The 14927-nt window shown below is 28.8% G+C and carries 12 protein-coding genes; 3 read left to right on the top strand and 9 right to left on the bottom strand.

The features are described from left to right. Positions 1-117: 117 nt before the first annotated feature. The 8 genes from FYJ33_RS08340 to FYJ33_RS08305 all read right to left on the bottom strand — a co-directional run bounded on the left by FYJ33_RS08340 (position 118) and on the right by FYJ33_RS08305 (position 10303). Entirely contained in the window at positions 118-4521 is a 4404-nt protein-coding gene (locus FYJ33_RS08340) for a hypothetical protein (RefSeq protein WP_154531298.1), read from the bottom strand. Further along, positions 4505-5227 carry a DUF6063 family protein gene (locus tag FYJ33_RS08335; protein ID WP_154531297.1) on the bottom strand — a complete coding sequence of 241 codons (723 nt, stop codon included), beginning with the start codon at positions 5225-5227 and terminating at the stop codon, positions 4505-4507. The genes FYJ33_RS08340 and FYJ33_RS08335 overlap by 17 nt, the downstream gene beginning before the upstream one ends. Positions 5228-5229: 2 nt before the next feature. Then, a complete protein-coding gene (locus tag FYJ33_RS08330; protein WP_154531296.1) occupies positions 5230-6849 on the bottom strand; it encodes a hypothetical protein in 1620 nt (539 codons plus the stop codon). 21 nt (positions 6850-6870) lie between these two features. Further along, on the bottom strand, positions 6871-7878 hold the full coding sequence (locus FYJ33_RS08325) for a Wadjet anti-phage system protein JetD domain-containing protein (RefSeq protein ID WP_154531295.1): 1008 nt from the start codon (positions 7876-7878) through the stop codon (positions 6871-6873). 261 nt (positions 7879-8139) lie between these two features. Further along, positions 8140-8982, bottom strand: a complete 843-nt coding sequence (locus tag FYJ33_RS08320; protein ID WP_154531294.1) for a glycerophosphodiester phosphodiesterase family protein — start codon at positions 8980-8982, stop codon at positions 8140-8142. 268 nt (positions 8983-9250) lie between these two features. Next, positions 9251-9733, bottom strand: a complete 483-nt coding sequence (locus FYJ33_RS08315) for a HAMP domain-containing protein (protein ID WP_154531293.1) — start codon at positions 9731-9733, stop codon at positions 9251-9253. A gap of 29 nt (positions 9734-9762) precedes the next feature. Next, positions 9763-9990, bottom strand: coding sequence for a hypothetical protein (locus FYJ33_RS08310; RefSeq protein WP_154531292.1), 228 nt, complete (start codon positions 9988-9990; stop codon positions 9763-9765). Next, the gene (locus FYJ33_RS08305) at positions 9977-10303 is read right to left on the bottom strand and encodes an ATP-binding cassette domain-containing protein (protein ID WP_154531291.1); all 327 of its coding nucleotides are present in this window, start codon (positions 10301-10303) and stop codon (positions 9977-9979) included. The genes FYJ33_RS08310 and FYJ33_RS08305 overlap by 14 nt, the downstream gene beginning before the upstream one ends. A 222-nt stretch (positions 10304-10525) precedes the next feature. On the opposite strand from FYJ33_RS08305, the gene FYJ33_RS08300 reads away from it, so the two are divergent. Continuing rightward, the gene (locus FYJ33_RS08300) at positions 10526-11041 is read left to right on the top strand and encodes a P-loop NTPase family protein (protein WP_154531290.1); all 516 of its coding nucleotides are present in this window, start codon (positions 10526-10528) and stop codon (positions 11039-11041) included. A gap of 47 nt (positions 11042-11088) precedes the next feature. On the opposite strand, the gene FYJ33_RS08295 is transcribed toward FYJ33_RS08300, so the two are convergent. After that, a complete protein-coding gene (locus FYJ33_RS08295) occupies positions 11089-12747 on the bottom strand; it encodes a GH3 auxin-responsive promoter family protein (protein WP_328598666.1) in 1659 nt (552 codons plus the stop codon). 385 nt (positions 12748-13132) lie between these two features. Between FYJ33_RS08295 and FYJ33_RS08290 the strand changes: the two genes are divergently transcribed. Continuing rightward, on the top strand, positions 13133-13972 hold the full coding sequence (locus tag FYJ33_RS08290) for a polysaccharide deacetylase family protein (RefSeq protein ID WP_206046650.1): 840 nt from the start codon (positions 13133-13135) through the stop codon (positions 13970-13972). Positions 13973-14047: 75 nt separating this feature from the next. Continuing rightward, a complete protein-coding gene (locus FYJ33_RS08285; RefSeq protein ID WP_154531287.1) occupies positions 14048-14647 on the top strand; it encodes a TetR/AcrR family transcriptional regulator in 600 nt (199 codons plus the stop codon). Positions 14648-14927: the final 280 nt, after the last annotated feature.

Below are 14927 nucleotides of genomic sequence, written 5' to 3'. Positions count from 1 at the left end.
GTCCAGCAATCCCACAGAAGGCATGGAGGAGCATCCTCCATTTGAATTAGAAATTTATAAGCATAGCGAATAAATTTTTTCCTTTTCTCTAATCTCTTCTCTCATATCTCTAATCTATCAAAATAGTCTGGTCTGTTCCATATCTTCTATCTTAAATCTTGATGACTCCATCATTTCAATGTCATATTCTGCTTCATCATTACCCTTTGCATGTTCACCTTTTAAGTACTTCATACCATTTTTAATCTTTGATGAAATCAGCTTTAAAACGTAAATATTATCAAACCTATTATATATTGAATCTCCACCTAGTCCAGTAAGGCATATAAGCTGTGTATTGCTCTTCTTTGCAACTTCCATAAGCGGTTTAAGCAGATGTGCCGCATTTGTCTGAGCAAATGGATTATCCATTATCAGCACCTTTCCTTCCTCTCTTCTGCTGAATACATCGCTATCATCTTTTCTCATATATGAAAGAAGACTTGATAAAATAACAAATGCAGAAAGGAAACCTTCACCGCCTGAATTTGAAGATACTTCATTCCAGCTTATTGGTCTCTGTTTATCTTCTTCAATTTTGTAAAGTTTAATATTAATTGTAGAAAGGGAAACCACCTCATCATAAAGTTTAGATGTATTGATGTTGTTACTTATAAGTTCCTCAATGCTTTCATTATTTTCAAGAGTTATAACACATTGGTTTCTAAGCTGTTCAATATACTCTCTAAGTTTTACTTTGTATAAATCATCATTTTCCTGCCACTCTGGCACAATTATATTAAGCATTTTTATTCTCTTATCTTTAATAGTAATGCTTGAATTGTCATCAAGTTTAGATATATTTTCATGTATTGTCTTAATATAATCTAATAGATTTTCTAAAACATTAGCTTCTTCTTTTTCAATAAGCTCGATATCATAGCTTAATTTTTCCATAAGCTTATTGTAAGAATCATTTAGCATTGTAAGCTGTTCCTTAAACTCATATGGCTTTGAAACAATTGCTAAAAGTGTATCTATAGGCTCTTTAAAGAAAACCTCATCTTTGAACTCATCATTTATTTGAACTTTATACACAGCTCTTTGCAGGCTATTTTCATTCTTTGACTCATCTTCTTTAAGTTTTGATAAATCTCTTTTAAGCTTTCCTAAAGTTTCATCTAAATCTGATATCTTTATAAATGTGTCTATATTCTCTTTAATTAACAGACTTCCATATTCACTTACACTGCTTAATGAACTACTTATCTTTGATAATATATCGGCTACTTCCAGTGATTTTTGTCTGTTGTTTTTAATTTTAAACTCTACTGAAGCTTCTTCCTCCTTATAATTTTTATTAAATATTAAACTTCTGTCTTTAGCAGTATCATATCCGAAATTATTTTTTAAATCTTTATAACATTTTGTTAAAGTCTTATTTATAAACTTAAGTTCACCATTCAATGGTGATATATCATCGTTTGTTTTAACAATATCTTTTTCACAAAGAGAAAGATTATCTTCAGCTTCATTTTCCTTGTATACATCATATAAAACAGCTGTATACTCACTATCTTTAATACCATATTTTTTAGATTTTGCTATAAGTTCCAGTTCTGTATCTTTAAACTTTTTACTACTAATTTTTATTTTTTCTTTTAATTCATTTTCAGATTCAGAAATCTTCTTAGTAAGTGAAGCATACTCAGCTTTTAAATCTTCAGTATCTTTTTCAATTATATTACCACTAGTGTACATGTTATAAACAGCCATATCATCATTTATAGCTTTTATATTTTCTCTATTATGAATTATTTTTTCGTCACATTCTCTAGAAGATTCTTCATTCTTATCTTTGTCTTTCTTTAAGTTGCTTATTGAATTCTTGCATGCTGATATAATATCTTTAACGTTATCAAGCTTCTGCTTATTTTCTTTATAAATATTATAAGAAGCAATTAAATTGTCATAAGCTTCACGTTTATTCTTATATCTTTCAATTTCTTTCTCTAGCTTTTTAATTTCATTATTTCCATCATTAATCTTAGAATTAATTTCCTGCCTTTTCTTTTCATAAGTTATTAAATCAGACTTTGTATTATCTAGTTCATCTTTAAGGCTTTTTATTGTTTCCTTAAGATTATTGTACTTTTCTAATGTAATATCTGACTTTTCAATGATATTCTTCTTTTCTTCATAAAACATTATAGAATCTTCTTTTACACTAATATCATTTTCTATTTTTACTATTTCATCTTTCTTTGAGTTTATAAGGTTTTTAAGTTCCTTCTGATTTAACAGCTTATCATTAAATGAAATTAAGAACTCAACTCCATTTATGCTTGTGATAATCTCACTATTATCCTTTAAAGAATCAGTCAGTTTTTCTCTTCGTATAATTGATATTGGTGCGGATGTATAGCAGTTTATCGGATTATCCTTCAAAACATTTATATCAGATTCATTCATAACAAGGGAATAAGGTATAAAAGGATTTCTTTCTATAAATCTTTTATTTTCAGCTTCACTATAACTATTGCTTCTAAGCCAGTCCATACCGTAAATTATATTGATATCACGTTTTTTAAGTTCTTTTTCTACATCCTTTGGAAGCTTAAGCACCTTGCCACTTTCAAGATTTAAAAGTTCCTCTTTCTTCTTTTCAAGCAATATTCTAAGCTTATTTTCTTCTTCCTTTATATCTGCAATCTTTCGATAAAAAAGCTCTCTTATTTTATCAGTATCAAATACATATGATTCATTAAGATCAACATATTTAATTATCTCTTTTCTCTTTTCAATATCTTCATCATATTTTTCAGCCTGTTCATTTTTGTACTTAAGATCTCTATCTATCTGTACACTCTTGTTTGATGCTGTTTCTTTCTGCCTTGTAACACTTTTTAACTCTTCCTCTAATTCAAATATATTCTCATTTACTGCTTTTTTGCTTTCCTCAAATTTTGCACTGGAATCAGTAATTTCCTTGTCTAATTCAAATATATCATGATCATTAAAATAACCTTCAATATTTCTAATTAGATTTTCATTATATTTTTTATTAAAGCTATCCTGCTCTTTGTCAAAATATCTTATACTGCTGCTTAAATCTCCTTCATCTTTAGACATTGCACGTATTGTTTTATTATTATCTTCTATAGAAATCTCAATTTTCTTCTTTTCTTCAATTAATGATTTCTTTAAATCTTCATTTTGATGCTGCTCATTCTCTGCTAATAAAAGCTCTTTTGTTAAAATACTTTTTATAGAATACCCTAAATCATTTATTCTTGGTGCAAAATCTTTGTTTCTGCTGTTTAATACCTTCAGTCTATTCTCATAATCCTGACATTCCTGAGATCTTTCCATATATTCTTTGTGAATTTTAGCGCATCTTAAAACATTAAGTTTTTTACTTAACTCCTCTTTTTTTGACTTAAGACTGTCTAAGTAATTCTTTAAATCTTCAAGCTTTCTTTCTATATCATCTCTTTTATCTTCTTCTTCATAAATTTCAAGAGATTTTTCCTCATACATAAGTTCCTTTAATGCATCATTTAATGCTTCACAATCCTTATCTAATTCCTGTTGTTCTGATTCGTAATTTAGCTTGCTCTGCTTTAAATATGCAATATCATTAGCCATTACATTTTCAAGTTCTTCTCTTTTTTCAATAGTTTCAATATATTTATCACACTCATCATAAAGGTTACCTGATAATTTACAGAACAACTCCATCTTTGCTTTTTTATCAATGCTGTGCTTATTTTCCTTGTACTGAATTATATAATCAGAAATAATCTCCCTAAAGTTTTTAATCCTATCTTCATCTTTATTAAGCTTGTTTTCAATGGCTGGCAGAAACCATTCCTTCATAAGACCTTCTACATTTTTTGCATTTGCAAAAAGTTCAGAGAGACCTGATTCTTTAAGATTAATCTTTTTGATTACATTTTCCCACTCTTTATAATTAATCTTATAAGTTAGCAGCTTATCAAAATATGCTTTGCTTGTTGCAGAATTAGACATATCAAAATAACTGAATTTCACATCAGGATTTTTTTTAAGTTCCTCAAATAATTTTTTTGCATTTGCATAACTTTTTACAGCTTTGTGTCCATTAATTTCTTCTACAATCTTTAAACTATCAATATCACAATTATTCTTTATTCTATATTCGCTTATAAAATTAATTATATCCAGCTTTTCTTTTGAATCCTCATCAGACTGAACTTCTCTTTTTCTCACCATCATTCCTGTAAGAACATATCCAGCCTCATTTTCAAGTTTCCATTCTGCCATGATATATGTTGGAATATTAGATGTAAAATAACTTTCAAAAGGTCTATCCTTAAAATCTCTATATCTTTTATGTACAAAAGGAGCCATCATCATCTGCACAAGTACAGATTTTCCTCCACCATTTCTCAAATTAAACATTGTATTTTCGCAGTCAAGGAAAAAGCTTTCATCATCTATCTTCATTGAGTTATTATTATAATTTAAGTTTACAAATCTATATTTATTTATCCTGCTCATTGCTTTCCTCCCCAAGAGCCTTAAGTACTCTCTTATAATTATTCTTATTAAGAATATTCCAATCCATAAATGAATCAAGTTTTTTAGTTGGTTTTATCATATCATCATTCTGTATATAGTAAATAAGTCCCTGGTCATCAAGAAATTTTAATATTGTGTTGATAAAACCTTCCTTCGTAGTTTTGGCAGTAGTCTTCTTATCGCTGCTTTTAAGTGCTTCAAATCTTTCAAGTATATTCTGAAAAGCAATGCCATCAGTATTTTTTTCGCTTTCCTCGCATCTCTTTGCTCCTTCAGTCAGTCTGTCAGTTATTATATTAAGGAATTCACCAACCTTAATATAATCCCTGCATTTACTCGTAATCCCCTGTGAACTATAAAAAGTTACAAGAAGTGTCAGAATTACAAACTGTGAAAGGTAGTAATCCTTGTCATTAGCTCCTGATTTGCACAAAAGTTTTTTCAGTTCTCCTTTTGAATAACCAAGAAAATCATTCTCCTCCTTAGGTATGAGATATATAACTCCCCCGTACTTTTTTATGTATACTTCAGAAGCTTCACCAAGATTCTTAACAAGCTCTGTTATATGTTCATTTTCACAATATGATTTATATAAATCCTGTTCACTTTCACTAAGCTCGCCATTTTTAAGAAGATAATAAAATATCTTATTGCTCACATTAATTTCATCTATTGAGTAGCCCATTTTTATATAATGCTCCCTTCTTCAACTCTAAATACAACATTACTACATATAAAATTTCTATATTTACCATTCTCATCTTTAACATTCTTAAGCACAACATCTGTATCGTCTTTACATTTTAATGCATAAAATTTCTTAATTCTCATAAGACTTCTATTCTCATCAACTGCTTCTACAATGCTCTTATTAAGCTGAAAATCAAATTCTTCACTTTCAACAGTATTTTTTCTTTCTTCTTTGACCTCTTCAATATCTACGCATCCATTTTTAAGCATTTCAATTATAACTTCTCTAAAAATTCTTACATCAGGAATAAGGTTTTCTTTCAAGCTTTCATTTTCACTTATCATATTATTTATCTCATTAAGCGTAATGCTATTCTTTTTAACTGCAAACATGAGTATTATTTCAATAACCTTTTTATATTTTTTAAGTCTTTCTATTTTCTTTCTGTTTTCTTCTTCTATCATATCTTTTTCATCAAATGTTAGAAGTTCATCTTCTTCTACTGACTCATTTTTAATGCTTTTCTGATACTCCAGTGATTTATTTATGTTGTATCTCTTTACTGGGTCCATTATAAATAGCGGTCTTAAAATATCATCAACATTTTCCAGAAGATTTGCATTATCAAGTATTCTATTATATACTTCCGTCTTAAAGTTAAACCTTTCGATAAGTGACATCTTTGATATGTTCTCAAGCTCTTTTCCATAAATCTCTTTAAGACTAAAATGTTTTTTCATTATTCTCTGATCTTCATCTATTGTACGTCCAAGATACTTATTAATAATCCTTAAGTTATTTAAATTTTCTTTTTCTTCATCTGTAAGTTCACTTATATGAATATCTTTTTCTGTAAACTCTTTAATCTTCTGATCTATATTCTGCTTGTGAAGTATAAATTTTTCCTTACTATTTTTAATTAATTCAAGGTTTCCTGTCATCATCTTTTTATAATCATCTATAGAATAACTAAGAGGATTTTCTCTTATCCTTCTTATTGCATCATCCATACTCTGCACTCTTATCCTCATACTATTAAAAATATTCTTTATATCATCAACAGCTTTATCATAAGAAGCCTTATCAAGATGCATCTTAAATATTATTTCATCGATAGTCACCTTTAAATTTTCTTCAATTTCAAGAGTAGAAAGAAGAAGTGAATACCCTTCTTCAGTAAGGGAATATGATACCTTTCTTACTCCATCAACATATTCAATTTTATTTTTGACAAAACTAATATTAACATCTTCATAATCTGCCTTTTTAAAATTAAAAGTTCTAAAATACATGGCTTTACCTTCATCACAAAGGATATTATTCACTATAAATTCCGCAAGTTCTTTACATTCATTATATGTTAGTGGTTTCTTTAAATATAAAGAGTTTATCTCATCTATAAAACTTCCTATATAATCAATGGTAGCAATTTCTTCCTTTAAAGACTGCTCCATAATATATAGAAGTACTGCAAATATAATATTGTCCTGTTCATATCCTTCGATAAAACCATACTTTTTCCATGTTCCTTTTGATATACTGTTTCTAAATAACAGTGAAAATGCACCTATTTTCTTCATTCTTACATGATGCATATCTAAAAAACTAAAATCCATAATGTCTCCTTCTGTATTTCTTTATAAATCATCTATATTTATAATTTCCTGAGGTATATATAAATCAGCCTCAAGAATATCTTTTATTTTCTTCTTGTATTCGTCATTAAATCTATCAAGAAAACTATCCTTTATATTTCTATTCTGTCCCTCTTTAGTTGCAGGAAGGTTAATTTTATCGCTATTATACTTATCTATCATCTTTATATATCCTTCTACAAATGGACATACATCATATTCCTGCTCTGCCTTTTGTAAAAAGCTTTCATATATTATTATCCCTTCATAATCAAGATCGCCAAAATAATATAGAGTATTTCTTCTATCTGCAATATAATCCTCAACTGAAATGTCAAAATCATTAAATGCTTTAATTATATTTTTTCCAGCACCATAAATAACAGTATCAATTTCTTTGCCTAACAGATTTCCATCATTGTTTATTAAATACTTTCTAAATGTATAATATGTATCCTTATTTTCAATAATGAGAATATTCTGAGGTGTCTTTACACATTTTGAATAATAAGCAAGTGGCTCAGATGTTTCATAAAAATTCAATTCTGTAATATTAAACTTGAGGTTTTTAAGTATCGTCTTTCCTTCCTCTTTTTGAAGAAACTTTTCTCTATGCCATATTTCAAAACTTCTCTCATTCATTGATATATAATTTTGAAGTTTCTCTTTCTTATTAATAATAAAGTCATTAAGCATAAGAATATATTTTCTATGTTCCTTATACTTTTTCAAATGATTTCTATAATATGAAACATCAAATCTAGTTGAAAGCTTATACTCAATCTCATCAACATACTGCTTCAGCTCCTCTTCATCCCTTATAATTCGATATTTCATATATAATCCTGGCTTTCTTCCATTTCCTCCGCTGCTTTTTATGATATTTATTCTACCCTCATCAATAAGCTTATTCACTTCATCATACAAGACTGTATAATCATCGATTTTTAATAGTTTTTCTATTTCATCAAGTGTAATAGTGTTTTTCTTATAATTTTCTATCTTGTACATAAATATCTCCACTTTTAACATTACTTAATTTATTGATTTCATTTTATCACATAATTTCAAACGTAACATACTAATCTGCTGCATCTTATGTCCTCAATCATCATAATAATGCAATTTTAATATTATAATTATTTAGTACTGCAATATTAATTTACTTAAGTACCTTTGTATTTTTATATTGTAATATTAGTTCCAAAGATTAAAAAAGCCGCCTTCTGCAAAAGATCTCCTTATTACCTTTCACATAGGCAGCTATCTAACTTATTTCTTTAACGTACTTATTTTATCAGAAGTTATATAATCCACACCCCAGTCTGCATACTTTGATGCCATCTTTTTGTCATTAACAGTCCAGCAGTTTACCTCAAGATTCTTCTCATGACATTTTCTTATCATTGCTTCTGATAAATATTTTTGATTAATATCTATACCAGCATGAGGTCCAAGCTGTGATGCATTCCTTAAATGATTTTCGTCAAGTTCAGATCCTATGAGCCACTGAAGTTTAATGTCTTTATCATTTTTTCTAATTTCCTTTAAAACTGGTAGCCTGAAGCTTATGCAGATGCACTTCTTAACCATATCATAATGCTTTATTATATCTACTGCAGCATTTACCTTTGTAATATCACAGTCAGGCTTAAACTCAATAACTGGAGCAATGCCTGTGTCTCTGCATGTTTTTAAATACTCTTCAAAAGTAGGAATCTTCAGCTTTCCATAAAGTTTTAAGTTTCTGCCGCATTTTATGTGGTATTTTCTTATTTCTTTTAAAGTAAGATCTTTTACTTTTCCTGTACCATTTGTCATCCTATCAATCTTGTTATCATGAAGGACAATCCACTTGCCATCCTTTGTTGTATTTATATCAGTTTCACCACCCCAGAATTTCTCACGTCCTGCCATGATATAACTAGGGACAGTATTTTCGGGAGCAGCTGATACAAATCCTCTATGTCCTATAAATAATATATCTTTAACATTAGAAGCATAAGCTCTCAATGTTTCTATATTTCTTATTTCATTTTCGCTTCTAGGAATGACTGCAAGAAAAACAGTAATTATTAAAAATGAAGCTATAAACACTTTGAACTTAGTTTTCATTTAAACCGCCCCCTCTTAATAAAATTTGCAGATTATATATTATATGCATCCTTTTATTAATAGTAACATATCAATATATCTTTTCTCTTACAATATTATTAAAAAAGGATGAAAGACATATTCCGAAGCCGACCTCGTTCCCTGCGGTCTCTCCAAGTCGTTTCTTCATATGTCTTTCACCCCTTGATGACTATTAGGAATATCATCTGAGCTGAGCTTTGAATAATAAAAGAAATCATCCATCATTGATTTTAAATATGATGCTTTCCTACTTATTATATTTAATAGGAACTCTAGTCTTTAAATCTCCTTGTGCAATTTTCTTAACGTACTCAGAAATCTTATTGAGATAATCAACTTTTCTGTATGTGATGATAAAGAACACTATCATTGAAATAATAAACCAAATAACCATTAAATCTAAGTCATCACCAATATACCCTCTGCTTACAGCTACAATATATCTCGAGTCACTCTTCTTCATAATATTAGTGCAAATATAATATCTGTCATTTATTTCTATTATTTCATTCTTTCCACTTATATTAATATTATTCACTGGAGTTTTATTATTGCTGCATAAAATATTGCCTTTTTCATCTGTCATGTATAGCTCTGGTCTTTCCTTCATTTTGTAGCTGTCAGAGATTTTGTTGAAAACCTCCTGTATATCAGAATTATTGCTGGAATATAGCTTGGCACTGGAAAGTTCTCTTACAATATCCTTATTATACATACGAATATTTTCCATGCTTTCGCTGTAGCCTGGCTCTCTTTTAATTAAGCCTCCAAATGGAATACAGATAAACTTATGGCTTTCTGCATGTTATTTTTTATTGTGCTGTTAAGGTAATATCCTATAAGCACAAACCATAAAGTCATGGTGATGCTGACAACTACAAGAATAAAGGACATAAAATTCTTTTTCACATCCTTAAAACTGTACATCAGCTTTTCTTTTTTTATAAGCTTCTTATTATATATCTTGAAAATATTAAGACAGTTCATGAATCTCACCATCCTCTAAGAATAATCTTCTCTCACCCATGTCAGCAATTCTCTTGTCATGAGTTACGATTATGAGAGTTGTATTATTCTGCTTCTTGATATTAAGCAGCAGCTCCATAACCTTTTTGCCATTGTTTGAATCAAGTGCACCAGTAGGCTCATCACAAAGCAGTATTGAAGGCTTGTTGACAAGCGATCTGACAATGGCAACTCTCTGTGCTTCACCACCAAAAAGACTGCTCACATCCTTAAGCACCCTTTCTCTTATCCCTTCTCTTGTAAAATCCTTAGTTAGATTCTTAATTTTTATCATAAAAAAATCACCCCATATATTTTTTCTTTCATCATTTAATGCTTGATTACAATCTCAAACCATAATTAAATGATAAACAAAACAAATGGAGTAAAAATCTATTAAAACTAAAGAAAAAATAAAGATTTTTAGCTTTTTATCTATAGACAAAACTTCAAAATAAAATTATTGTGAAATTAATATTATATACATGATAAAAACTAAATATATATTATAGAACTAATGAAACAAAATTATGAAAATATTAATAAGTTTAATAAACAAAACTTATATAAACAAATATGTTATGTTTCACAAGATGAAATGCTTCTTAATGAATCGATAGATGATTATTTGAAAATTATAACACATAGAAATATACCAGATGATTCATTACAGCAAGTTAAAGCTTACTGCAGACTCAATAAAGAAGTCAAGGTTATTAAGGATAATGGTACAACACTATCTGGCGGTGAAAAGAAAAAGATACTTAATTGCACTTATAAATCTCATAATAACGGATCACAGATAATAGGTCACAGATTGAAGGTCACAAGTTTGGATGAAACTCCCTATCGTGAGTTTTCACAAATTAAGTGTGGGATGGTGGGACAAGCTATGTTTAGCAAAAATGAAATTACGTTCAGTAATTTCATCTGTCAAAAAAATGTGTTTAATTTGAAAAAAATTAAGGGAGGACAAGCCCTCCACACAATTATATTAAAAACTCCCGCTGGGGAGTTTTCTCCTTACCTTTGACCTTTGACCTGTTAAAGCCTGTGACTTGTCTTTGACCTGAACACCTTCTACATTCTTCCTTCTTTAATTATCTGCCTGATGTTTTCCTTATTAATTACTCTTGGTACTTTGATTTGATTCTTGGACACACCTTTATGGTACATTGATTCCTTAACCTTATTGAATGTGCCTTTCTTTAGCTGGACAAGCTTAAGAGGTGATAGTTTAAAGTTATATCTTGCCCTGTCATATGCAATGTTTGTCCTTTTAAGTTCTATCTCCAACTGTTTTTCCACCCTCTTAAGGGTAAATGCATCTAGAGGATCTTTAAATTCTACATAAATTATATATCTACCTGGTGAAACATTATTATCTGGTTCTGTTATATAGTCTATAATTTCAAGTTCAAATATTTTAACAGTATTCCTTAGTGCTGCCACAAGCTGCATTTCATTTGTCTTTTCAGAAGCCATATTAAGCACCTGATTCTTTCTATATTCAAATACTATCTCAGGTGAATTATTGTAGTAACCAACTACTCTTACAACATCACCAAGCCTATACCTATAAAGGCCAGAGTAATTTGTAACAAGCACTTCATATTTTTCTCCAATTTCAAGCTCATCAATATTTTTCGTAATAATCTTTCCTCCTTGTTTGTTCTCCATATCTACTGGCAGAAACTCATAAAACACTGTGTCAGGAATTACTATATATTTAATTATGCCCACATTCTTGTTCATACCGATTGTTGCTTCTGTAGCTGCATAGCAAGGTGAATAAATAGGCAGATAGTTTGTATAATAATTTACCTTGTCATCATAGATAGAGAAATTAGCTCCAGTAACAGTTCCTATATAAACTAGGCTAGGCCATATCTTTCTTGCACATGCTCTAAAGCCATCCTTAAAAATCTTTTCAAGCTCATCTGCTCTCATAGCATCAGGCTCTAAATATGAATTTAACTTTTCCCTTACATCGTCATCTATTACAAGGTTCCTGTTAACTTTACCTGTCCTAATATCTTTAACAAGATCAAGATGATTTTCTTCCATAATCCTGAACATATCAAGCACACTTGAAATAAATACTCCTGAAATAAAAGTCAATCCTCTTTCCTTAAGTGCAAAAAGGATATGAAGATATAATGATGACTCTTTATCCTTTATAGTCATAACCTCATATGGCGAAGTATATAAATATTTAATCATTTTACCCATCGCCTTCATGCCACCAGATGTAGCTGAACATACAGGAATATTTCCTTCAGTGTATGAAGTCATAACTATATCTGCAATAAGAAGTCCTCTTCCATACTTCCATTCGTATTTAAGATTATCATAGGCATATCTGTTTAATAAAAATGCCATATATTTTGAAGCAATCATTCTGGCTTTCTTTGTTGATGGAATAAGCTTCTGTTTGCCAGTTGTTCCTGATGTATGTCCAAAGTATTCTACTTCATCACACATTAAAACTTTCTTTTCGCCCTTGGCCATCCTTTTTATATATTCTTCATAATAATCATATTTTGTGATTGGCACTTTATTTTTATAATCATCTATAGTTTTTATATTTTTAAAATCATACTTTTTCCCTATTTCACTTTCTTCATTTCTCTTAAGTATATTCTTCAAAACTTTTTCGTTGACATTAAGTGCATGCTTTGTATCTCTTTCCAGCTTATTATCTACAATAGCCCCTGCAGATATAATAGTTTTATACAAAACTTTACTTATTATTCCCGTAAAACACATCTTCTTTTAAATTAATATAATATCAATGTATGATATTATATGATCTTTCGCCCTCTAATATCTCAATATTTTATTATTTTAGTATTCTTGTTATTTAATATTTAGATATTTTATTTTTATAGTACATAAGTATTATAGTATTAAATCTTTTTAATTATCTGATTTTATAATTGCAACATATTTTATAAACATCATCTATTATAGTATTACAGTGTTTTAATATCTAAATATTAAAATATTATAATTGTAAAGTATTTTAATTATTTTGTTATAAGATATCAATATAGTGATTATATTTATCGTATTTGGATAAGCTAAGTGTGTAAGATATTTTACTATGTTAGGAGTGTTAGAGTTGAATAAAGCATATTTATCAACATTGGTATCCTTCTGCATGTTGACTAGTATATGTATGACAGAAGCCAATGATATTACAAATATAAGTACACCACAGATTCAAAGCAGTGCGAAAAATGATCATTTAAAAAAAGAAGAACGGGAGATAATGATAAAATCCTATGCCTATGACACAAAGATAATTGAAGATAATATCCGTTCAGTCAGAAGCAATACTTCTCAAGATAATATCCAGAAAGTTGCTTTTTTAACATTTGATGATGGTCCATCTACCACAAACACGCCTAAAATATTAGATGTACTTAAAGCTTACAATGTTAAAGCCACATTTTTCATCTTAGGTGAGCAACTTAATAATGATAGCTGTAAAGCTGTGCTTAAGAGAATGTATAATGAGGGTCATGCCATTGGAAATCATACATTTTGTCATGATTATAAATACCTATATCCAAACAGGTATGCAAATGCAAACCATATAATCAAAGATCTTAAGAAAAATGAATCAGTAATGAAGGAAGTTCTTGGAGAGGATTTTCACTGCAGTGTTGTACGTCTTCCTGGGGGATTCGCTTCATGGAAAAATACTAAAGCTTTAAAGGAGCCTTTTAAGGAATGTCATGTAAATTATGTGGACTGGAATGTTTTAAACGGAGATGCTGAAGGTTATAGAAAAAATAAAGAACAACTAATAGCCAGATTTAATCAAACATTTAAAGAACAAGATATTGTTGTAGTTCTTATGCATGATACATATGGAAAGGAATCAACTGTTGAAGCTCTACCTTACATAATCGAAAAGCTTCAGTCAAAAGGCTATAACTTTGGTATCTTAAACTAAGTTTAAACATGAATTTTATTTCAGGTTATTGACTGGATAATATTGTAAATATACAATATTATTGAGGTGTTTTTAATGAAGTCAGTTGTAAGAGTTCCAAAGCAGGAAAGATCCATTGAAAAAAAGAAGAAAATTATAAAAGCAGCCTATGAGCTTTTCAATTCAAAAGGTTATTATGAAACTAATACTGCTGAGATTGCAAAACAAGCTGGAGTTGCAACTGGCAGCGTGTATAGTTATTTTGAAGATAAAAATGATATTTTTTATTACGTTATTGATTTATATATGGACAATATAATAAATAGGGTAGAGGAGTTGTCACATGAAATTCCTCACAAAAATTTAAATGAAATTGTTGAATTTTATATTTATTCATTTATAGAGATACATTCAATGTCAAAAAAATTTCATAACGAACTTTCTGCTCAGTGTCTTATAAATAGTAATATTAATAATTATTATAACGAAAAAAAGAATCTTATTTTAGAAAAGATTCTCAAGATATTAAAAGATAATAATATTTCTTTAAATTCTATTCATAAAAAAGAACAGTTATTCATAATTTCAGAAATAGTAAACTCAGTATGCCATCAGTTTATATATAATAATGCTACAATCGACAAAAAGCTGATGATTACTGAATCTATAAAGGATATAATTAAAATAATAAAGTAATTTAATAATAATTTATTTTATTATTTTAATATAACAATATTAGAATACTATAATACGAAATAATTTATCATTGTTTTGCCTTAGTATTTTATACTTTCATATAAAAAACGGTGAATTGCATTATATCATGTTTTTGAATTAAGCTGTAAATCATTTGTTTTCAACACTTTACAGCATTAAAATTTTACCTTTTTAATGCAATTTCCTAGCCATTAATAAGATACTATAATACTTTAGTATATTAGTATACTAGTATTATGGTATCTTTATATTAATGAAT

Origin of the sequence: Inconstantimicrobium porci (genome assembly GCF_009696465.1) — a bacterium.
GTDB classification, from domain to species: Bacteria; Bacillota; Clostridia; order Clostridiales; family Clostridiaceae; genus Inconstantimicrobium; species Inconstantimicrobium porci.
This window is presented reverse-complemented; position numbering and strand designations above follow the sequence as displayed.

Bases quoted from the DNA above. Each gene is read 5' to 3' on its own strand.
- FYJ33_RS08340 (WP_154531298.1), bottom strand. From the start codon at position 4,521: ATGAGCAGGATAAATAAATATAGATTTGTAAACTTAAATTATAATAAT.
- FYJ33_RS08335 (WP_154531297.1), bottom strand. From the start codon at position 5,227: ATGGGCTACTCAATAGATGAAATTAATGTGAGCAATAAGATATTTTAT.
- FYJ33_RS08330 (WP_154531296.1), bottom strand. From the start codon at position 6,849: ATGGATTTTAGTTTTTTAGATATGCATCATGTAAGAATGAAGAAAATA.
- FYJ33_RS08325 (WP_154531295.1), bottom strand. From the start codon at position 7,878: ATGTACAAGATAGAAAATTATAAGAAAAACACTATTACACTTGATGAA.
- FYJ33_RS08320 (WP_154531294.1), bottom strand. From the start codon at position 8,982: ATGAAAACTAAGTTCAAAGTGTTTATAGCTTCATTTTTAATAATTACT.
- FYJ33_RS08315 (WP_154531293.1), bottom strand. From the start codon at position 9,733: ATGGAAAATATTCGTATGTATAATAAGGATATTGTAAGAGAACTTTCC.
- FYJ33_RS08310 (WP_154531292.1), bottom strand. From the start codon at position 9,990: ATGAACTGTCTTAATATTTTCAAGATATATAATAAGAAGCTTATAAAA.
- FYJ33_RS08305 (WP_154531291.1), bottom strand. From the start codon at position 10,303: ATGATAAAAATTAAGAATCTAACTAAGGATTTTACAAGAGAAGGGATA.
- FYJ33_RS08300 (WP_154531290.1), top strand. From the start codon at position 10,526: ATGAAACAAAATTATGAAAATATTAATAAGTTTAATAAACAAAACTTA.
- FYJ33_RS08285 (WP_154531287.1), top strand. From the start codon at position 14,048: ATGAAGTCAGTTGTAAGAGTTCCAAAGCAGGAAAGATCCATTGAAAAA.